21 protein-coding genes are annotated in these 20,649 nt (G+C 69.7%); 3 read left to right on the top strand and 18 right to left on the bottom strand.

Going from position 1 to position 20,649, the window contains the following annotated elements:
• Positions 1–91: 91 nt before the first annotated feature.
• Positions 92–766 carry a hypothetical protein gene (locus G401_RS0136710; protein WP_027346406.1) on the bottom strand — a complete coding sequence of 225 codons (675 nt, stop codon included), beginning with the start codon at positions 764–766 and terminating at the stop codon, positions 92–94.
• Between the two features lie 594 nt (positions 767–1,360).
• Here G401_RS0136710 and G401_RS50965 point away from each other — a divergent pair.
• The 3 genes from G401_RS50965 to G401_RS0136695 are packed head-to-tail and all read left to right on the top strand — an operon-like array spanning position 1,361 to position 4,976.
• The gene (locus G401_RS50965) at positions 1,361–2,383 is read left to right on the top strand and encodes a M48 family metalloprotease (protein ID WP_169734296.1); all 1,023 of its coding nucleotides are present in this window, start codon (positions 1,361–1,363) and stop codon (positions 2,381–2,383) included.
• Complete coding sequence (locus tag G401_RS0136700) at positions 2,380–3,822, top strand: type IV secretory system conjugative DNA transfer family protein (RefSeq protein WP_064741946.1); 1,443 nt, start codon at positions 2,380–2,382, stop codon at positions 3,820–3,822. The genes G401_RS50965 and G401_RS0136700 overlap by 4 nt, the downstream gene beginning before the upstream one ends.
• Complete coding sequence (locus tag G401_RS0136695) at positions 3,819–4,976, top strand: zinc ribbon domain-containing protein (protein ID WP_027346404.1); 1,158 nt, start codon at positions 3,819–3,821, stop codon at positions 4,974–4,976. The genes G401_RS0136700 and G401_RS0136695 overlap by 4 nt, the downstream gene beginning before the upstream one ends.
• Before the next feature lie 450 nt (positions 4,977–5,426).
• On the opposite strand, the gene G401_RS0136690 is transcribed toward G401_RS0136695, so the two are convergent.
• The 17 genes from G401_RS0136690 to G401_RS50940 all read right to left on the bottom strand — a co-directional run bounded on the left by G401_RS0136690 (position 5,427) and on the right by G401_RS50940 (position 20,177).
• On the bottom strand, positions 5,427–5,978 hold the full coding sequence (locus G401_RS0136690) for a hypothetical protein (RefSeq protein ID WP_157546733.1): 552 nt from the start codon (positions 5,976–5,978) through the stop codon (positions 5,427–5,429).
• A gap of 650 nt (positions 5,979–6,628) precedes the next feature.
• Entirely contained in the window at positions 6,629–7,522 is an 894-nt protein-coding gene (locus G401_RS56940) for an alpha/beta fold hydrolase (protein ID WP_051367763.1), read from the bottom strand.
• Between the two features lie 245 nt (positions 7,523–7,767).
• Positions 7,768–8,631 carry a hypothetical protein gene (locus tag G401_RS56935; protein WP_027346402.1) on the bottom strand — a complete coding sequence of 288 codons (864 nt, stop codon included), beginning with the start codon at positions 8,629–8,631 and terminating at the stop codon, positions 7,768–7,770.
• 164 nt (positions 8,632–8,795) lie between these two features.
• Positions 8,796–9,062, bottom strand: coding sequence for a hypothetical protein (locus G401_RS0136665; RefSeq protein ID WP_157546732.1), 267 nt, complete (start codon positions 9,060–9,062; stop codon positions 8,796–8,798).
• 71 nt (positions 9,063–9,133) lie between these two features.
• On the bottom strand, positions 9,134–9,988 hold the full coding sequence (locus G401_RS0136660) for a hypothetical protein (RefSeq protein ID WP_027346400.1): 855 nt from the start codon (positions 9,986–9,988) through the stop codon (positions 9,134–9,136).
• A complete protein-coding gene (locus tag G401_RS0136655; protein WP_027346399.1) occupies positions 9,988–10,431 on the bottom strand; it encodes a hypothetical protein in 444 nt (147 codons plus the stop codon). Before G401_RS0136655 ends, G401_RS0136660 begins: the two co-directional genes overlap by 1 nt.
• Entirely contained in the window at positions 10,428–11,393 is a 966-nt protein-coding gene (locus G401_RS0136650) for a hypothetical protein (protein WP_027346398.1), read from the bottom strand. The genes G401_RS0136655 and G401_RS0136650 overlap by 4 nt, the downstream gene beginning before the upstream one ends.
• Positions 11,390–12,415, bottom strand: coding sequence for a hypothetical protein (locus tag G401_RS53800; protein WP_051367762.1), 1,026 nt, complete (start codon positions 12,413–12,415; stop codon positions 11,390–11,392). The genes G401_RS0136650 and G401_RS53800 overlap by 4 nt, the downstream gene beginning before the upstream one ends.
• A complete protein-coding gene (locus G401_RS0136640; protein WP_027346397.1) occupies positions 12,412–14,016 on the bottom strand; it encodes a hypothetical protein in 1,605 nt (534 codons plus the stop codon). Before G401_RS0136640 ends, G401_RS53800 begins: the two co-directional genes overlap by 4 nt.
• A 22-nt stretch (positions 14,017–14,038) precedes the next feature.
• Positions 14,039–15,103 carry a hypothetical protein gene (locus tag G401_RS0136635; RefSeq protein ID WP_027346396.1) on the bottom strand — a complete coding sequence of 355 codons (1,065 nt, stop codon included), beginning with the start codon at positions 15,101–15,103 and terminating at the stop codon, positions 14,039–14,041.
• Positions 15,100–15,267, bottom strand: a complete 168-nt coding sequence (locus G401_RS56450; protein ID WP_157546731.1) for a hypothetical protein — start codon at positions 15,265–15,267, stop codon at positions 15,100–15,102. Before G401_RS56450 ends, G401_RS0136635 begins: the two co-directional genes overlap by 4 nt.
• A complete protein-coding gene (locus G401_RS50950) occupies positions 15,264–15,992 on the bottom strand; it encodes an ATP-binding cassette domain-containing protein (protein ID WP_051367759.1) in 729 nt (242 codons plus the stop codon). The genes G401_RS56450 and G401_RS50950 overlap by 4 nt, the downstream gene beginning before the upstream one ends.
• Entirely contained in the window at positions 15,989–16,147 is a 159-nt protein-coding gene (locus G401_RS56445) for a hypothetical protein (RefSeq protein WP_157546730.1), read from the bottom strand. The genes G401_RS50950 and G401_RS56445 overlap by 4 nt, the downstream gene beginning before the upstream one ends.
• Positions 16,144–16,509, bottom strand: a complete 366-nt coding sequence (locus G401_RS0136615; protein WP_027346395.1) for a hypothetical protein — start codon at positions 16,507–16,509, stop codon at positions 16,144–16,146. The genes G401_RS56445 and G401_RS0136615 overlap by 4 nt, the downstream gene beginning before the upstream one ends.
• Before the next feature lie 226 nt (positions 16,510–16,735).
• The gene (locus G401_RS50945) at positions 16,736–17,947 is read right to left on the bottom strand and encodes a pyridoxal-dependent decarboxylase (protein WP_084558023.1); all 1,212 of its coding nucleotides are present in this window, start codon (positions 17,945–17,947) and stop codon (positions 16,736–16,738) included.
• Complete coding sequence (locus tag G401_RS0136605) at positions 17,944–18,798, bottom strand: hypothetical protein (protein ID WP_027346394.1); 855 nt, start codon at positions 18,796–18,798, stop codon at positions 17,944–17,946. Before G401_RS0136605 ends, G401_RS50945 begins: the two co-directional genes overlap by 4 nt.
• Entirely contained in the window at positions 18,798–20,177 is a 1,380-nt protein-coding gene (locus G401_RS50940) for an APC family permease (RefSeq protein ID WP_169734295.1), read from the bottom strand. The genes G401_RS0136605 and G401_RS50940 overlap by 1 nt, the downstream gene beginning before the upstream one ends.
• Positions 20,178–20,649: the final 472 nt, after the last annotated feature.

The following is a 20,649-nucleotide window of genomic DNA, read 5'->3' as shown; positions in this document are numbered from 1 at the left end:
CATGCCACCAGCAGACCCCACCACGACGACACACGCGATCACCCAAAAGCCTCAAAGTGGACTCGACCCAGACCCCCACCCCGAAAGGTGTCTAGTCGTCGTCCTCATCGTCGGCGGTGGCCTGGAGTCGTTCCTCACGATCGATCTGATATGTCCGCTGCCGCATGGCCACGTATTCGGCCTTGAAGTCGTTGGGTTTAGGTACCCCGTTGCTCACCATCCGCCAGAGCGCCAGCTCTATCAGCTGCGGCAGGCTGCACTCCTGGATGTCGGCGTAGGCGGCGGCGTATGCCAGCAGTCGCTCCGGCAGCATCGCGGTGATCACGGAGCGGGTGGCGTCCCAGGGCGGAAGTTCGTCGGGTATTTCCGCGAGTGCTTCTTCGAGAGTGGCGGGCAGCCGGTCGAGGGCGGCTTTGTTCTTTTCCCGGTCGGCATAGAGTCTCTTGAGCCGGGCGGCTTTACGCCGCCAGAACACGGCGTGCGCTTCGCGGTCGGTGATCGGCCGCCAGCGGCCTTTCGTCCAAGTCAGCCGGGACGTGCGGCCGGGTTCCTGATCGACCGGCCCGCCGGTGAAGACGATGTATTCCGGATTCAGCGACGTCGGATCGCTGTGTTTGAGCGCGACGTCGTAGGCGGTGCCGCTGCGGCGTGTACGCCGACCGCGTTGCGAGCCGACGGACTCGGTAGCACCGTCCGACCCGGCGGGCTGAGCCGCGCCCGCGCCGTCGGGCCTCGGTTGGGATGAACGCCTCGCACGGTCAGTCACACGTCACCCCCGGTTGTGCTGCTAAATGTCCGAGACACCATACTTCCCCCATGCGGCCATCGTAGGCAGGAACCCTCTCTACGAAAAGCACAGCAGCGCGACATTTGCCCGCAGCCGAAAGTAACGACCGCTTGAGCGCTCAAGCCGGTTACCTGCTTCTTCGCGTAGGCGGCACGCCCCGCCGCCGCTGCTCGGTTGTCGTACTCCGACGTGCTCTATATCGCAGTGCGAACAGCCCGACGTTCGGGCTACGGTGAACATTCCGCACGCATGGCTCGCGTGTCATTCCCACGGGGGAAGCGAGCCATGTTCTGTGACCAGTGCGGCGCCCGTTTGAACGGCGCCACCATCTGCCCCTCCTGCGGCACCGCAGTGGCATCGGTGTCCACACCCGACGCCAGACAGCGCACACCTTCCGCTGGCCCTACAGCCGCCCGTTACCGGCCGGTGTTCCGCCACGGCCTGCCCCCACCGCGGGCCTGGCTGTCGTTCCTAGGGACACACCTGCCTGGCTCGCTCGCGGCGGGGCTATGCACCTGGTTCAACGTGCCATTCGCGCTGTTGATGGCGGCTGCCGGGGCGATCATCGGCGGCGTGGCCGGGACCGTATCCGGGACGTTCGCCGGCCCGGCGATGCTCGACCGGCTCGGCAAGCTCCTCGCGTGGGGCTTCCCCTTGCCGGTCACCCCCCGCGACCTGCTGCCTACCGCGGCAATCCAGATCGGCGGGATCATCGGCGGGTGCCTGGGCGCCGTCTCGGGCGGCCTCAAGCTTGGCTGGCTGGCGTTCACGTCGCCGTGGCAGCTGCTCTACGAAGGCGACCCGGTGTGGCCGTTCGCGGTCGGCATCGGCCAGATCGCCACCGCCCTGTTCCTCGGTCTGGCGACAGTCGTCGTGCACGTCGGGTTCGAGGGACCGCTGCTGCACTGGGCGGGCGCGCGGCGGCTGAGCCGCCGCGAGGACCGCTGGCTCGGCCAGCTCCTGATCACCGTCGCCGCGAGCATGAACATCCGGGAGCCGCCGGCGCTACTGATGACCGAGGACGCGGTACCGCGCGCGTACGCGGCCACCCGCCACGTCGTGATCTCGCGCGGCATGATCCGGGAACTGGAATTCGACCGGGCCGCGATCGCCGGGGTCCTGGCGCATGAGCTCGCGCACTGGCGCCGCGGTGACCCGATCGCCGCGGCGTGGATCAAAGGGATCGCGTTGCCGCTTTATGTACTGCATGAGATCGCCCGAAGGTTGATCGGCGGGACCCGCAGCCGGCCGTTGCAGTGGCTGATGCGCGCCGTCCTGTGGTCGGTCCTCGTCACGGTCTCGGGAATCGTGCGGCCGATCCAGGCCGCCGCGAACCGGCGGGCCGAGTTCGCCGCCGATGCGGCCGCGTACGCCGCCGGTCACGGCGAGGGCCTGCGCCGCGCGCTGGCCCGCTTGCAGTGGTGGGAGGCCGGCCGCGACGGCTGGGACGACGTCATGTCCGCCTCGCACCCGCATACAGAGCTGCGCCTGGAACGCCTGGAGGCACCGGGCCGGCGCTACCCGGTCCACGACGAACTCGCGCTCGTCGCCCCACCCGGCCGCGACGAGCTCACGTCACACATGGGGGAACCATGACCACCACCGTCAACCTGCACGAACCTCCCGACCCTGATCCGATCCGACTCGACGTCGACGTGAACGTGCCGCCCTTCGTCCTGCATCCGACCAACCGGCTGTTCGTCGGTTTCGACGACGCGACCGGCGAGCGGCGGTGGACCAACACGCTGCGCGACAGTCTCGCGATCGTCGGCCCGCCCGGCTACGGCAAGACCGCCGGCGTCGTCATCCCTAACGCGTTGTCGTGGGACGGCCCCGCCGTCATCTCCAGCACGAGAGGCGACATCTTCCAGGCGACTGCCGCACAGCGGCAGCGGCTGGCCCGCCCTGGCGGAAGGGTGTACGTGTACGACCCGTTCGGGTCGGAACCCGGGGTCACGTCGATGGGCTGGGCCCCGCACGCCGGCTGCCGCAACGCCGGAATCGCCTACCGGCGCGCCGCCGCCCTGACGACCCTCGCCGCCAAGGGACTCTCCGGGGAGACGCATTGGCGTACCGGCGCCAGCCGCATCCTGCGCGGTCTGTTCCACGCCGCGGCGCTGGCCGGGTATGACCTGAGCCGGATCCAGTCGTGGCTGGCTCGCCAGGAACTCGACGAGCCGGTCGCGATCCTGCGCGAAACCCTCGGCGCGGCCGAGGGCTGGGCCGACGACCTCGACGGCATCAACGCCGTCGCCGACCGCGAACGGTCCTCGTTCTACTCCGCGGCGATGGTAGCGATCGACGCCACCGTGGAACCGACCGTGCTGCGCAACTCGGTCCGCGACAGTTTCGACGTCGACCATTTCCTGGCGACCAAGAGCACCCTGTACGTGATCGGCCCGAAGCACTTGATCGAGTCGATCGCCCCGCTGCTGATCGCGATCGTCGAGTCGACCACCGACGCCGCCCGGGAACTGGCCGCGCACTCCGGTGGCGTTCTGGCCGACCCGCTGCTCGTCGTTCTGGACGAAATCGCTAATACCCCCATCCGCAGCCTCCCGGCGCTGGTCAGCGAGGGCGGCGGCGCCGGCATCACCACCATCTGGGCCACCCAGAGCCTGGCGTTTCTCCGCGACCGGTACGGCACCGAAGCCGCGGCCGGCATCCTCGCCGCGACCCCCGCCAAAATCATCCAGGGCGGCGCGAGCATCGACCACGACCTCAACAACGTGTCCAGCTGGGCGGGTGACTGGCGCGAGCCGTCGACGACGGCGTACTCCGGCGGCGCGCGCTCCGGCTGGCGACTGACCGGCCAGAGCGGAGAGCTCACCACCCGCCGCGACACCAGCCGCGAACACTCCATCGGTACCCAGTACCGGCCGATCCTGCCGCCCAGCGCGGTCCAGCAACTGGCGCCACTGTACGGCTGGCTGTTCTACCGGTCGGATCCCCCGGTACTTGTCCGCACGCCACCGGCAGTGCTCATCGACGGGTTCGCCGCCGTCATGACCCAGCCCGAGACGACGACGCCATGACGACGTTGTCCACGGCCACGTGTGCCGCCTGCGGGGCGCCCGCGAGGGCGACGGCGGCGTTCTGCAGCGCGTGCGGCGCCCGCCTCTCCCCCACCGACGAGCCCGCATCGGCGCCCCGCGGTCGCGGACGGCGGTGGGTCGGCCGGATCGCGATCGCCGTGCTCCTGGTCGCCGCCGTCGCGACGAACGCGACCCTCTGGGTACGGCAAAGCACCGACGGGGCACCGGACGCGCCCGTGCGGGCCTGGTTCCGTGCACTGGCCGCGCGGGACACCGCCGCCGCGGCCACAGTCCGGCCGGGCCTGGAGGTGCTGCGCGACAACGCTCTGAACGATCCGGGGTACGCACCGCCGACCGGCCTGCGGATCGTGCGCAGCACGTACGCGCCGGCCACCGACGGCCAGCAGCGGCCCAACCACCAGATCGCCTACGTGACCGTCCGCTACCAGATCACCGGCGCCACGATCGAGCAAACCATCCAGGTCAACCGCGGCGGCCGCGGCCTGGAACGCACCTGGGCACTCGGCGACGGGGCGACCGGCAGCCTGACCGTCATCGGCGGCGCCCTGCACCGCGCGCGGATCGGACCCCTCACGCTTTCCACCGCACCGTCGGCGGACGGCGTCGTCGCCGACGCCACGATCATGCTGCCGCCTGGCCGATGGACCATCCGCGGCGACGCCGACGACCCGCTGTTCGCCGCCCCGGACGTGACCACCGTGGTCCCTGGCCGCACGCGTGACCAGCCCCCGACCATGGTCACCCTGGCCCCGGCGGTGAAACCTACCGCTATCGCAGCCGTCGACAAGCTCGTCCGTGCCCGCGTCGACGACTGCGCCAACCGGACATCTCTGTCGCTGGTGGACTGCCCGTTCGACCGGACCGACAGCTACACCGGCACCGTCTACAGCGTCCGCTGGACCATCCGCCGCTACCCGGCCATCACCCTCACGCCGGTCGCCGCCGCGTACCCGAGCGGACCGATCGCCACGCTGTCCACCGTCAAGTCCGGCGTCGTACGGGTTGCCTACGCCGCCTTCAGTACCCGAGGGAAGACCACCGCCGAAACTGCCGAATTCGCCGTGGACGGCGATATCCGCATCGACCACGGCGACCTCGTATGGACCGGCGGCAAGTCAGGTCGCCTCATTTGAAGCGGGCGCACGTCGCCGTCCTCACATCGCTGGGACTCATTCCCGGCCACAGCCTGCCTGTGGGCCGCGTGTACGGGCCCGCACCCAACCGTCTCCTGGACGCAGCCGCTGGCGCATATCGTCGTCGCGCGCAGGCGCCCTGTAGATCTACGGGCTGGACGACGGCGCCGCAATTCTCGGGTAGGCGGCAACTCTCCGCGGGGCCATGGCCAAGCTACTCCACCGCCACAGTACGAGCCGATCGCAGCCGGCCCGGCTGAAGCGATGCCGAACACCGCGAGGAGAGTCTGATGCACTTGCCGAAGCACGAGGCAAGGAGAGCTATACAGCCTGGACTCCTGTTGTCCGGCGAAAGGTACTGCCGACTCAGGCCGAGTACGTCGCTTGGACAAGTACGGCCTCGTCCCCGGGCTTGAGGACGAGGCCGTACTTGACGCCAGCTGACACGGGTCACTTGTTGGCGTTGGCCAGCAGGGCAGCGACGAGAGCGACGCCAGCGCCGACCACCACGCCATTCACGACCGTCTCGCGTACCTGCTCCTGCTGAATCCGTCCGGCGATCGTCAGCGCCTCGATCAGCAGCGTGACGTCTTGGGCGTACAGCGCCGGAGTCAGAGACTCGACCGCAGCGGCCAGCATGCGGCCATCCGGGGTGTTCAGGAAGGTCGCGAGCTTCAAGGCCCGGAACTCCAGGTCGCTAAGCAGCTGCTCGGCGATCTGATCGGAGGTGTACGCCGAAGCCATGGCCGGCTGGACGTACCAGGGCGAGCCGCCTTGCCGAGGCCAACCGTCGACGAAACGGACCAGGTAGGCGGACAGGCGCAGCGTTTGTGCGGGCAGCATGGGGGTCTCCAAGATTCTGTCGATGGTCGTGCGGGCGATCCCGGTGATCGTGTGAATACGGTTCTTACTCACCCCAGCGGCATGGGCGGCGCGGACAAGCTCGTCCCGCTCCACGGACGCCCAAGCAGCAAGAGCCTTCTCGGCTTCATCCTGATTCACACCTTCACTATAGCTGTAGCGAACGCTACATTGCATCATATGCTACATGCGTCGTTCGATACACTCTTCTGGGTGATAATCGGCGATGTGGGGCGTCGAGCCAGAGATTATGGCCGATGGCCGGTCAGGCAGCGCGGCGCAGGCCCAGACCACGGGCACGGACTGTGAACTGCTCGCCTAGCCGCTGCAGCCTGCGACGGACTCGCTCGCCGTAGCCCTCCGGAGCACCGGCTTTCGTCGCAGCCTCTCGGTGAGCACCAAAGTCTTCATCGCCGCCGTGGCCGCGGCCGGCCTGGCGGCCACCCTCCTGCTCACCCGACGCCGCAAAGAGCGCGATCCCGATCAGGTCAACTGACGACTCCCGGTCCGGAAACCGTCACCGGTTGCACGGAGTCCGTACGGGCGGCACCCCCCGTGCCGCCCGTCGTCGTGCGCGGCCGCCACCGCTCAGCCAAGCTGACATGCTGATGAGCAGCCTGCCCGCTGGCAGACTCGCACGACCTTCGGCTGGCAAGTTGAGACTCCGTCCATGCCGACGCGCACATGAGGCGCACGGCAGTGCGCGAGGTATTTCACCGATACGGCGATGACGCTGAGAAGGCAGGGCACGACGTTCATCAGCGCCATGCCCTGGCTGTATCGGTTCACGTTCAGTGTCTCGCGTTCCCGCCAACGGTCGCGAGCCACGACACGATGGTCGCGGCGACCTCGTGTGGGACTTCCATGTGCGCGACGTGTCCGGCATCGAGTTCGCGGTAGGTTCCCAGCCGCAGCCGATGCACCGCCATCCGCGCTTGCGCGACCGGGACCAGCCGATCGTGGACTCCGTGTAGCAGCAAGGTGGGTTTTTGCAGCCGCTCCACACGAGCCCAATATGCCTTCCCGCGGGCCATGGTGCGAACGATCGAGCGGGCGGCGCTGAGGTAGTCGTGTACTCGCCGCAGGCCGCCGTCGGTGACCAGGTTCTCGTTGGCGATGGCCCCTTGTCGCAGGATGTCATTGATGTTCGTCGGGTTATGGCTGGCCCGTGTGAACGCGTGCTCTACCCGCAACTCGGCGGGGATACGGGCAAGGCGTCGCGCAACGAGGAGTTCTCCGAGACCGGGCATGCCGCCGAGGATCGCGGATCTGGCCACGTCACGGTTGATACGCACGTGGCGGGCTGGTGGCCATGGTGGGGCGATCAGGACGAGGCCGCGCACAAGGTGCGGCTGCGCCGCGGCGAGCAGGATCGAGATGATGGCTCCCATCGAGGTGCCGACAAGGACGAGGTCACGCTCGTTGTGCTCGGCGAGGAGGAGCCCGATGACTCGGCCCAGGACGTCTGCGTTTGCGGCCACGGTGGTCCGACGGCCGGCGGAAGGTGATCGGCCGAATCCCGGCAGGTCTAGTGCGTACACGCGGGCGTGGCCGGTGAGGCGAGGCGCCACCTCGTCCCAGTTGCTTTGGCATGCGCCGATGCCGTGGACGAGGACCAGGATCGGGGCGTCAGGCGGGCCGCCGTGGTCGGTGTAGGAGATCGGCCCGCCGACGTCGACGATCATGCGAGCCGCGCCTTCGGCATGATGCGGACGGGTTGATTGGCGGCGATCGGGCCGCCGTACGCGGCAGAACGTCCGTCGCGAGGGCTGCTCGCGGAGATGAGAGCGAACGGCGGTGTGCCGGTGGTGACGACGCCCGCTGCGAGAGTGAGCACGGCTCGGCGGCGTTGCCGTCTCCGCCGTGGCGGGCTCGGGTTCTGGCGGGTGGATCGGTCTGCGGTCCGCGGCGGCTGGTGTCTGGTCATGATCTACCCTCGGGATCCGGCCGGCTCGGTGAGGGCTCGGGCAGGATCGGCGGCTCGGCGTGAGATGTTCGGGCGGTACCGGCCGAGGGCCGCGACGGGTGTCGTGATTTCTTGGTTGTACCGGACTTTGGCTAGCTTGGGCCATGCGCGGCAGGGCTGGCCGATACAGTTCCACAGCCAGCGCGGGGCGCCGGCCCAGGCGCGGGCGAATCGCCGCCACGCGCAGCGGTCGTAGTACTGGACCGGTTGCTCCCCGCGTACGCATTCGTGGCACAGCCGCTGTGGGCCGACCGCCGGAGCTGGTGCCACCGCCGGCCCGATCGGGATGTGCAGCAGATGGACGCGGCGCAGTTCGGCTCGGAGCAGGTCGGCTCGGAAGAAGAACTCGCTGGGTGAGGTCACGGTGCCGTCGCGGTCGATGCTGAGGGTGACGATTCCGATCGGTTCGGCCAGCGCGATGGCCACGTTAAGGCGGTCGTCGGCGCTGGCGTCGTGCTCGGCGAGTCCACTGTGGCGCAGAGCGGATTCGTTGATGGCGAAGGCTTCCCAGAGGCGCCAGCAACGGAGCCAACCGGCGTGCTGGCACTGGCGGTAGTCGAACGCTGGGGCGCAGCCGGTGCAGTAGGCGGCGAAGTCGGGCCGGCCGCTGCACGGGACGGGCTGATGCTTCAGGCTGATCTCTTCGGCGACCGGGCTGATCCGGCCGAGTGTGACCTCGACGTTGCGGCCGTCCGGAAGCATGATCGCCCGGCGGCCGTCGAGTTGCAGGCCGATCTCGTGGTGGCTGTTCCACGTACGCCGGGCCAGGTTGAGGGTATGCCAGTACGCCAGTAGCAGTCCGTCGGCGTCGGTAGAGGGGGATGACATTGCGGCCTTTCAACAACGGGTGAGCGACGAGGCCCGAGTGGCCGGATCGGTCTGGTAGTGAGGCTTGGGCGAGGACCGCGACCGTTCAGAAACCGCGGCGACAGCGAGTAGGCGGCAGCGGCGCCACGGGCAACGGGTGGGCTGATCGCGGCAGGGCGCCGGCTTTAGTCGTAGGCCGCGGCCGACAGCAGATAGATGCCGACTCCTGCGGCGAAGGTCGCGTATTGCCAGGCGGCACGACGTCGCGACGTCGCCGGGTCGCGGCTGCACCACACGGCCACGGCGAGACCGGCGCTGGCCATCCACGCCATTGCCGGCAGATCTCCGACCAGGACGCTTCGCAGGTGCAGGGCGAACCACGGGTCGCCGTGGATTGCTTGCCGCATGATGACTGTCAGTGGAACTGCGGCCAGGGTGGCGCTGAGCAGCATCCACCGGAGGGCTACCTTCCGGCGCAGGTTGTGCCACTGCACCGGCGTGCCCAAGTGTGTACGGCGGCCGCTCATAGGGCGGCTTCGTAGATGAGGTGCAGCCGCAGTTGCGTGTCGGTGATCTGGTCCCGGAGGACCTGCTGGGCGGGGCCGGGTTGGCCGACGTTGCGCATCCACTGGCGGCACGCGGCCAGCAAGAGCACGGAGGTATAGGTGCCTTCGATGCCGGCTCGCTCGGCCCGGATCTGTAGCTCCTTGGCCAGCCATGGGTGCCGGGCGCCCCATCGCAGTTGCAGGTGTGCCCAGTCGTGTCCGGCACGACGCCAGGCGACGTCAAGCGGTCCGCGTAGCGCCGTGAAGGCCTTGGCGGTGAACCGGATCAGGCTGGGGTCGAGGTGGCCGAGTTCGATGCGGCGTCGTGGGTTTCGGCCTAGGAACATGCGGATTGCGGATCGGCCGCTCGGCCGGAGGAGGTCGAACTGCTGGAACAGGCCGAGTTCTTCGTCGAGTGGCAGTTCTTCCGCACCGACGGGTTGCAGCGTGGTGGCGGTCGGGGTCCACGCGTGCAGCCAGTCGAGCGCGTCGAGGAGGTGTGCCAGCGCGGGACCGCTCGGCGCGGGAGTTCGGCGGCTGAGGGGTACGGCTTCGACGATGGTCAGGATCTCGTCGAGGTAGATGGGGTGGCCCAGCGGTAGCGGGCAGTCGTGACCGGCGGCCCGGTAGAGGTCTTGTTCGAGCTGGAATCGTGCCTCGATCTGTTCGCCTTCGTGGATCCGGATCGTGACGACGACCGGGCGGCCGTCATGCTGGGCGGGGTACGCGGCGCAGCCGGGCAGATCGGGGCTGGACAGCCGGCTGCCGAGGTGGACCTGCATGTCGCGCAGTCGTTCGACGGCGACGGTGAGCAGGTCGGGGTTGTCAGGCATCAGTGGCCTCCGTTCGCCGGCGTGCGGGTCGTTCGTGGCGCTGACGGCCGCCCCGGGTCAAGGCAGTCACGGTCGGGATTGCCATGAAGAGGCAGGGGGAGTTGCAGGCGGCAGCGGTCGGCGAGTGCGTGCAGCCGTCCGGACCAGCGCCGGTACAGGAGGGTGAGGCAGGCCTTTCGGCGTACCCGCCGCGAAAGCGGCGTGTAGTCCCCGGCGGCGGCGCGGGCCCGCAGCTCGGCCATGTTCACCTGGGGCGGTTGCTGTCCGGCGGATCGGTCGTGGCTTCGCAGAAGCTCGACGACCCAACCGTCGCCGACGATGTCGGCCAGCTTGTGTACGTCGAACGGTTCATCTGGTCTGCCGGTGGGCGTGACGGCCGGATCGGCGGCGGCCGCAGCGGTCGGGAGAGTCGTCGGTCGCCGGTGGGGCTGGTGGTCGTTCATGGCTGCTCCGGCGTGTTCGGTGCCACGGTGCCGATCGGTTGGGGCTGTGGGTAGTAGCTGATGGCGTCGGCGGGCCAGCGCTGGTCGGTGCGGGTGATCTGCTCGAACGCCTGGAGGAGCCCTGGGCCTGGCGGCACGGTCCCGATGCCCTTGTCAGTCATGGCGATGGACAGCAGCATCCCGGTGTCCCGGTCGAAGATCAGTTCGTCGTGCTCGGCGGGGGTGTCGATCGTGATGGCGGTTCCGGGGCGGCCGAGCGGGTCGACGGCCGGGCCGGTCAGCTTCGGGCCGGTGAGGACGGCCAGCGCGCGCAGGATCGCCCGGCGGCAGTCGAGGTCGGGGCCGAGCGTGGACTGCGCGTCGGAGATGAAGTAGACGACGTCAGTCGCACGGGTGTAGTCGATCGGGGTCGCTGCGTCCGGAGCGAACAGCAGGCTGCCCGGAGGGCATGCCCGCTGGGGTGTGACGATCGTCGGGTGGCCGGGCAGCTCGAAGCCATACAGCTCGGCGTCGGCGAACGAGGCCCGGCGTACGGTCGATTCCTGCCATGCCGACATCGGCATCCGGAATTCTCGTTCGCTGCTCGCGCCGGATTCGTCGTCGGCTTGCCAGGTCTGTCGGATGCCGATACTGAGCGTGCCGGTGGGCATCTGCCCGACCTCGCGCGTTTGGACGTACAGGTAGCGGCCGCGGGCGTGATCGAACGGCCCGTCGTGGATGCTGGCCGCGAAGTCGAGAATCGCCTGGTCGGCGAGCGGACGTCGGCCTACCGGCGGTTCACCGAGCGGGGCTGGGAACACGACAGCGAGGCCGAAGGCGGCAGCTGCGACCGTACACGCGAGCGTGTACGCGAGGATGGCGGCTTGGCGCCGGCGTCGACGGTCACGCTGGTTGGCCGCTCGCAGACCGTGCAGGTATGCGTCGTCGGCGATCGGTGCTGCGGCTGCGGAGGTGCTGCTCATCGGGCATCCGCCTGCCTGCCGGCTCGGGCCGCCATCATCGCGCCCGTAGTCGCGGTCAGCGCCCCAGGCCACCGTCTCCCGGTCTGGCCGACCCCGTCCAGGCTGCCGTCGGGGTGGGCGCCCGAAGCTGCTGTGGAGCGGGACGGACGTGGACGGGCGGTGGCTGATGGTGGTGGTGCGGCGGGATCGATGCTGGTGCAGTCGTCGCCGCTGCACCACATCGCCGGGGTGCTCGGGATCGCGTACGCGGTGGCCGTGTCGAGGTAGGTCACGGATTCCACGACGGTGTTCGGTCGCATCTCGCTGCCGACGCCCGGTTTGATGAGCACCTTGTCGTAGCCGAGGATGTCGCCGTTGTGCGGGTCGATGGCGAGGAGTTCCTCGATGGTCGCGCCGTCGGGCTCGGTGCGGTCGAGGGTGTAGGCCTCGCCGGGTCGGCCCGCCCGGTCGGTGATGTTGCCGCGCAGCATCAGCTGCGGGATGTCGGCGAGGACGAGCAGGACGGCGGCTCGCTGCTGGGGGTTGAGGATGTGCTGGCGGTACAGGGCGGCGGTGGCGGTGATCAGGCTGTGGCCGCTGGTTGCGGCGGCGTAGACGGAGAGGACGCGCCGCATGGCCGGCTCGTCGGTCGGTAGCGGCTGGGCCGCCGGGATGCTGAATCGTCCGGCGGGCAGGTGCTGCATGTCGGGACACAGCTTTGGGCCGGCCAGGTCGACGATCGGTTGCATGCTTTTGGTTTCGGTGACGTTGCACCGCTGGATGAGCGCGGCGCCGTCGATGTTCCACCACACCCGTACGTCCGAGGAGACGACACCGGCGATCGGGTGCAGCGGATCAAACGTCCACTGTCGATAGTGGACGTATGTGACTGTCGGTTGCGGGAAGATGATCGGGTCGGCCGCCGGGACGAACACGACGGCCGGACGCGATACGTCGTGGTGCGGGTCGCGGGCCAGCGCGATCGTGGTCAGCGACGCGGCGGCTGCCACTACGGCCGCCGCGGTACGCAGGAACGTGCTCATGCGGTCACCGCTGCGGTGATGGTCGGTACGTGGATGGCGGCCGGGTCGACGGCCAGCAGTGCACTGGCGCCGATCCGGATGACCGGCCGTTGCTGGTCGTCGCCGGCCTCGATGACGGCTTCGGTGGGCCGGCCGTCGTCGAGCGTCACCACGATCCGGTCCCCGACCCGGACGATGTGGCCGTCGCGGACAGGCCAGCCGGGGTGGCTCATGTCTTCCAGGTCGGCGTACGGGTCCGCGGCCGGGCCGCGCACGCTGTACTGAGCCTTGTCGTAGGTCGCCGGGCGGCTTCGACGCAGCCACAGCCCGGCCGCGCCGGCGGCTGCTGCGGTCGCCGGGTAGATGACGGCGGCGTACCAGCTGGCCGGGGTGGACCAGGTCCAGGCGAACATGCGCGGCAGCGCGACGGTCAGGGCGGCCGCCGGGGTGACCGCGATCAGCGTCAGGACCGTACCGCTGGGGATGCCTGACAGCGGGCCCCATTCGAGGTGGCGCTGCCGGGCGTACCCGACGGCGGCGAAGATCAGTAGGAAGGTCGGGCCGAGGCCGCCGACGACGATCGCCGTGTACGCGGCCGGGCCGGGACCGAACGCGAGGACGAGCGGGGGCCCGGCGCACACTGCGCACAGGTGCAGCAGCCGGGCCGTCGCGGAGGGTGCCGGTGCCGGGCTGCTGGCCCCGGTGCGCAGCCGGCGCAGCGTGTCGATCTGGTCGGTCATCATGCGGCCGAACAGCACGGCCGCGGTGACGGCCGCGATGAGCATCGGCCAGGCGCCGACGTCGTCGCAGACGACGTACATCAGACCGCGTACGTTGTCGGCCACCTGGTGCAACGCGTCGACCCCGATCTGCTGCCCGGCCGGGCCGCCGGTGCCGGTGATCGCTGTGTCGGTGGCGCCGATCGGCGCGGGCGGCAGATGGCCGGCGACGGCGAACACGATGTCGTAGCCGAACCAGGCGGCCAGGACGGCGACAGCGGCCATGGTGGCGTTCTCGGCGATCGTTCGCCGGCGGATACTGCCGCCGCCGTGCAAACGGCCCAGCGTCCCGGCGAGCGCGGCGATCAGCAGCAGCACACCGACGGCCTCCGACAGCCATGAGTTCGGACCGAGCAGGCCGCTCCATATCCGGATGGCCGACATGTGGTCGAGGCAGTCCAGGACGAACACGATCAACGCCGGGCCGACAAACCATTGTGGACGTAGTCTGGTTGGTCGCGAGGGCCACCAACTCGCGGCGACCGTGCCGATGGCGGGCGCGATCAGGCCCAGCGGGTAAGCAGCGCCCAGGTTCTCGCCGTCGATCAGGTACGCGGCCGCGGCGTACGCGCCGAATTGCAGCAGGGTCCAGCAGACCAAGGCGACGGCGGTCGCGGCGATGCTCAGCGCCGGGCTGAGGTCGGCCACGTACGTCGACAGCCGGTCCGCGGGCCGCAGCCGGGGTCGGCACAGCAGCCAGGTCACCGTCCCTGCGGTGAGGATCGCGACGGGCAGGGCGATCGACGCGAGCCGGGCTGCGGACCCGATCGCGCCGGTGAGCAGCAGCAGCGGCAGGGTCGCGGCGGTGAACAGCGCGGTGGCCAGAAGACGCAGGCGTGACATGGCAGGTGGCAGGCTTTCTGGGTTAGGCCGGGGTGTGCCCGGCGCCGGTCGGGAAGGCAGGTGTGTGGGGCAGGCCGTGGCGGTGGGCGAGCCACTCCCAGGCGAGCAGGCCGCTGCGCAGCTGGTGGTGACGCAGATGCGGGGCGTCGGGCCGCGGTGGGTCGCCGGCGTATGCGAGCCACGCTCCCGACAGCCACGCCAGGGTCTGGTCGACCTGGTCGCCTGTAACCTTCGGTGCCGCTTGGTCGAAGAACCGCTGCGGCTCGGCGCCATCGTCGGCGGCGCCGATCGCCAGCATCACCGTGTCTACATAGGATGGGCCGGGGCGTAGGGTGGCCCAGTCGACCAGCCAGACCCGTCCGTGCTCGTTGGCCATCAGGTTGTCTGGCCGCACGTCGTAGTGGGCGAGTTCGCGGGTGTCTGCGACGGCGGTCAGGAAGTCGGCTTCCCAGCGGGCCATCGACGGCGCGAGCGGTGCGAGGGCGGCGGCGTGGGTGGGCAGCGGCCGTACGCCCTCGGCGATGTCGGCCCATCCGGCGGGCAGCGGTTCTGCCGGCCGGGCCGCGGCGCGCAGCGCCCCGGAGACGTGGGTGAGCCCATGGGCCGTGTTCGTGACGGCGGCGAGGATCGGCGTGGGGTCGCTCGTCCAGCCGCGGGCCGGGCTGGCGCCGTCGATGGCGTCGTAGACGGCGATGATCCAGTCGGTGTGGTGGTGCCAGCGCAGCCGGGCTGCGGGGATGTCGGCGGGCAGCCGGGCCACGATCAGGGCTTCACGGACGTACGCCTGGCCGGTCGGGCTGGCGGCGGGTGCGGCCTTGCAGAAGGACCGGCGGCCGTCGGCGTGGGTGAGGACCGCGGCGAACGTGGCGCTGAACCCGGCCGCCGACGGGGTCGCGTCGATGACCGGCTGCCCGGACCGCTCGTCGATCTCGTCGCGGAGGCGCTGTGGCAGGTGCGTCCAGCCGGGCCGGGTGACGGCCGCCGGGTACGGCACGATCGGCGGCCGGGGGTCGCGGGTGGCTGGTGGGGTACGCCGCTGCGGGCCGCGCAGGAACCCGCCGGGCTGGAGGGTCAGGGCTGCGTTCATCGCTGCGGCCAGACGGCGTCGGCCACGTGGTGCGTACGGAGTACGGGCGGCTGGTCGGAATGGGTGTGCATCCAGCCGTGGACGTCGTCCCAGACCACCGGGCGCGGGCAGCCGCGGCAGGTCGCGATGGTGCCGCTCGGCGGCGTGGTCTTCTCCAGGTTCATCGTTCGCCTCCTGCAGGACGGTCCGGCTCATCGCGGCGCCTCCGCAGCAGCGGCGGCTGGTTGAAGTGCACAGCGGTCGAGGTACGCCGGTCGGCGATCACCGAGTCGTTCTCCACGAGCAGGTAGGCGATCTGGACCGGCAGGTTACGCAACAGCGCGCCGACGAACCCGGCCTCCTCGGAAGACAGTCCGGCGGTCGGTTCGTCGAGCAGCAGCAGCATCGGTTCGACGGCCATGGCCATCGCCAGATCGAGCCGGCGACGTTGGCCGTACGACAGCTCCCCGGCCAGCACGTCGGCGAGGTCTCGCAGTCCCGCCCAGGCAGCCAGGTCGTAGGCGTTGGCGTTGAGGGCGTTGACTAGGGCGGCACCCTGCCGGACTACGTGCACGCCTTGGCGACGGTGCTGGCGGGCCCCGTGCAGGATGTTGTCGCAGACGGTCAACCACTCGGCAGACTGCGGTTTTTGGAAGACCCGCGCGATCCCCATGGCCGCCCGCCGATCCGCCGACCATGCGGTGATGTCCTGGCCGGCGAACACAATCCGCCCGGCCGCGGGCGTGACCGTACCGTCGATGAGGTCGAGCAATGTGGACTTCCCAGCGCCGCTCGCGCCGCGCAGCGCCAGCCGCTCCCCCGGCTGGACGACCAGAGTGAAGTCGTCGACGGCGACCAGATCGCCGTACCGGTAGGTGACGGCGTCGACCTGGAGCAGGGCATCGGTCATGCGAAGGCCGCCCGCCGGGCGTACACCGTGGCGACGGGCGCGAACAGGGACGCGGGGCTGCCGAGGACCACGACGATCAGGCCCGGCACGAGCAGCTGGTCGCGCAGTCGGAGGTGGAGGAACACGAGCCGGGCGTGGATCAGGTCGACGGTCATGGTCGGCTCCGGGGCCGGGGAGGCACGAACCCCTCAGACGGCGGTGGCGTGGCCGGCGGCTGTGGCCGCGGTGGCAGGTTGACCTTCCAGATGAGGTGCAGGCCGCTGGGGCTGGCGTCGGTGATGACGATCCGCTCCAGGACCTGCGCAGCGCGGTCCATGGCCACGATGCCGGCCAGTGCGCGGTGGAGTTGGTGTTCGAGTTCCCGGGCGTCGAGCGGCAGCGGGCGACATACCGGCTGACAGTCGTACACGGGGCCGATCGTCGGATCGAGCCACGGCAGGACCAGTTCCTTGCACTGGGCGCAGGTCAGTATTTGCAGCAGCGACGAGGGCAGGTGAGGTTGCGTGGTTGTCGTCATCGCGGCTGGTCCAGGTGCGAATGGAGCGCGGATCGACGTTGGGTCAGCGCCGCCGATGCGTGATCGCCGGGGCCGGCCGGCGGTCTGCGGTCGGGGGCAGTGCCGCAGGCATCGGCGGCGCTGACCGGTGCCCCGCCGGCGCGGTGGTAGCGCTGTCGGGGCAGCCTCATGGACACGGCGCGGTCTGCTCGCCGTGGTCGTCGACGTGGGGTGAGGTCGAGGATCTTCATGCCGTGCCCCCGACGGTGACCGGCTCCTCAGCGTGTGCGGCGGGTCGGCGGGGGCGGACCAGTCTGCGGGACTTCGGCAGGAGTTTCGCCCAGTCGCGGGCGAACTCGTCGACTTGGGCCGGTTCGATGCCGGGCATGCAGATGATGTGCCCGTAGCGGCGGTCGGTGGCGATCGCCCACCGTTCGGTCAGCCCGGCGGGTGGCGGCGGGAAGTAGACGGTGAAGGCGTGCGGGTTGCGTTCGGCGGCCACGCCGATCGTGCGCAGCCGGTCATGCGCGTACGCGGCGACCTGCCGCGCGACGTCGAACCGCTCGCGGTGTCCGTCAGCGCCCAGGGCGTTGAGGACCAGCCACAGTTTCAGCGGTGTGCGGGCGCTGCGCGATCCGCTCATCGTGACGTCGGCGGTGCCGGTGTAGGCGATCTGCGCCCGGGCGGCCGCATAGGGCGGCTCGGCATACACGATCACCCCGCAGGGATCGCAGGTGCTCAGCGACTTGTGCCCGCTGATCCCGATGGAGGTCGCTCCGGCCGCGAAGTCGAACGCCGGCCGGACCGACGCCGGGAGCAGGCCGAGTGGCGGGCCGGCCAGGGCCGCGTCGACGTGCAGGCGCCACCGGCCGCGCGCGTACCGGTGGCACAGGTCGGCGATCGCGGCCACGTCGTCGCACCCCTCGGTGATGGTCGTTCCCGCCGTGGCGACGACCATCGCTGGTTGGTCGCGGCGGCGGCCCATCTCCTGCCCGAGGTCGGCCAGGTCGATGCGGCCGTCGTCGGTCGCCTCGACGATCACCCACGGCAGGCGTAGGAGCACGCACAGCTTGACTACCGAGTAGTGGGCGTCGGCGGAGGTGTAGACGACCAGTCCCGGAAGCTGCTGTTTGGCGTCGTAGAGGGCGTGGAGGGTGGATTCGGTCGAGCCGCTGGTCACGTACCCCCACCGGCTGGCCGGGGCACCGAACATGTCGGCGAGCAGGTCGACGACCTGGCGTTCCTGTGGTTTGGAATGGTCGTGGCCGTGCCCGTCGTCGTACGGGGAGCCGATGTTGTTGCCCAGTTGGCTCCACAGCCCTGCGGCCGCAAAATGCTGGTCGATCAGGGGGCCGAGATCGTAGGCGCCGGGAAAGGCGATGTTGGTACGCCGGCCTGCCGTCCAGCGCTCAGCCACCGCCGCGAGGGTGAGATGGGGGTCGACTGCGGGAAAGGTCATCGCCGGCCGCCCGGCTGGCGGCCGACCACGCGCCGGTTGTCGGCCTGCGCGCAGGTGTCGCCCAGGGCGATCAGCCACTTGAAGGGGTCGCTGTCGTCGTCGCGATCGGGGACCATCTCCGACGCCGTCATCCGGCGCAGCGGGTAGGGAGCGGCCCCGTCGGCGAAGGCGAGGTTGTGCGTCGACTGCACCCGGACATGGTTGAAGTCGTTGTATCCCTTACGCAGCAGCGCGACCAACGTGCCGTCGGTGAGCACGACGCGCACGTACGAGGCGATGTCCTCCCCCCGGCGGATCGTCGGCCTGGCTTCCCGCCACGGCCGGTCTGGCAGGTCGAGGCTGACCGCCGCGATGCCGGCGTACACGGCATCGGGTTGCATGCCCGGGTCGGGTTTGAACGTCAGCCAGTCGCGGACGTCAAAGCCCGGTTCCAGCAGGCGCGGTGCCATCTCCTGGTGAAGCTTGAACAGCAGGCTGGGCAGGTCTTCGACTTCCGGGCCGGCCAGCCAGTACCGCCACGCGGACGTGATGGCCGTGCGCATCGGCGCCGGCTGGCGGGGCGGGACGTTACGTGCCCGAACTGTGTCGACTTCGGGCTGCGTGTACAGCAGCGCCAGACCGTGATGGCACAACGGATCCCGGTGCCGCAGCTCCCACACGTTGCGGGCATGCCGGACCGCGCCGAGCTTCGCCCGATCGACCGCCGCGCGGCGCAAGTCCGCGATCCACTGCGGCTCACGACCGGCGTGCGCCTGATGTTCCCCGTCGGTCGCCGCAGAAGCGGTCCGCTGCCCGGCCGGGGCTTGTGCGGCCGCCAGGTAGGGCGAGGTAGTCGAGGTGTAGTCGGCCATCACATCTCCAGCTCATGCAGGCGCGTCACATCGGCCGTCACCGGATCAGCGATCGTGGCGCCCGTGCCCTGCCACGTCTGCGGCCGATCCCGCCGCAGCGTCCGCCCCCACATTGCGCCGATCACGGCGACCGCCACGATCACGCCAGGTACCAACAGGGAAAGGTGTGAGTCCGGCGGCAGGCTCAACAGCGCGTTGACGTTGGTCAACGCCATCGCCAGAACGAGGAACCCGAACACCAACCCGGCCATCGGCGCGGCCCGGCGCACGAAAACGCCCTCGTTACCACCGGCGCCGGAGTTGAAGAACTTCAACGCCGCGACCGACGACACGACCAGCAACGTCAAGATCGAAACCGCTCCGATCGTCGACAGCCACGTGAACAACACCATCGGCGACCAGCCCAGCACCACCCAGCCGCCGATCACCCCCGATGCGATCACGGTCTGGACCAACGACGCCGCCCACGGAGCACCGTCACGCTCACCCCGCCCGACCGCGGCCCAGCCCTTCGGCAGCACACCCTCGCGGGCCATCCCGAACGTGTACCGGGCACCGGTCGAATGGAACGCGATCATCGCCGTCACGATGCTCGTCACCAAGATCAGATTGCTGATGTGCGTCACGGCCGACCCGTAGACAGCTCCCAGCAGCTCCAGCGGTCCGGGTCCATGGCCGGCGAGGAATGCGCCGGCGGAGTCGACGACATGATCGCTGCCTGCGTGCACGGCCATCGCCCACGCTAACAACGCGTACATCGGCCCCATGACCGCGGCGGCGATGAGCGTCGCCCGGCGCGCCGCGCCGGGCTGCGCCTCTTCACCGTGGGCGCCCGGTGTTTCGGTGCCCGTCATGGCCGCCAACATGAAGACCAGCACGATCGCGACCCCGCTCACCAACAGCTTCGCCGGTGACAGGCTCGCGAACTCGACGTGGCCACGGGCCGGGCTGGCGAACGCGGCCAGCACATAGACCAGCAGCACACCCAGCTCCAGGGCGAGGAAACAGCCCATGATCTTCGCGTTGCGGCCGCCGCTACGCAGCCCCCGCAACGTCACGAACGCCAACGCCGCCGACGCCCACACCCACCAACTGCCCGCCAGCTGCGAAAGGTTGTAGCCCAGCAGGCCGTACAGAGAAATACCGATCGCGTTGTACCCCAGCAGACCCACGAAACCCGCCGCGATCCCCGCCGTCGGCGAAATCCCCTGAGCAACCACCGCATAGAACGCCGCAGGATGCGGTACCTGCTGCGTCACCGCCACATAGCCCACCAGCAACGCAAGCAAGATCGGGGTGATCAACAAGAATCCCGCCGGCACACCCACCACACCACTCGACGCATACATCGTCGGCAACCCACCCACGAGCACCGTCATCGGCGAAGATGCCCCCACGGCGTACACCCACAACGCGGGGGCCCCCAGGGTCCGCAGCGCCAAGACCCTCGTCATACCGGGCTCTCGATACTCAAGGCCAGGCGGCTGAATTTGGGCTGGTTTGGGCGCCCTATGGGTTTCGGCCGTGACCTTCCTACCCGACGCTTCTTCAGCGCGGTCCGCGACCGCCTGCAATGCAAGACCACGCCTGCAATCTTCGACACCGACGGCTCCCTCAGTTCAGGACATCGTGGACGGGTGTTCCCGCTTCGCCATTGATGACGTCAGGACACGCATCTATTTGGCCTACTGAGCTCATCCGAGGCGATACCTTGAATGAATACATTCCGAGATGTATTCGCTGCGCTTGCGAAAGCGACACGGAGACTCCGGCGTCTTTGGCTTCCGGCGATTAGGGCTCTTCCTGGTAGCACGAGCGGCACGCAGTCCTACGCCTGGTCGTGATGCGATG

This window comes from Hamadaea tsunoensis DSM 44101, assembly GCF_000428945.1.
GTDB lineage: Bacteria > Actinomycetota > Actinomycetes > Mycobacteriales > Micromonosporaceae > Hamadaea > Hamadaea tsunoensis.
Note: the sequence above shows the minus strand (reverse complement) of the source record. Positions and strands in the feature narration are given on the sequence as shown.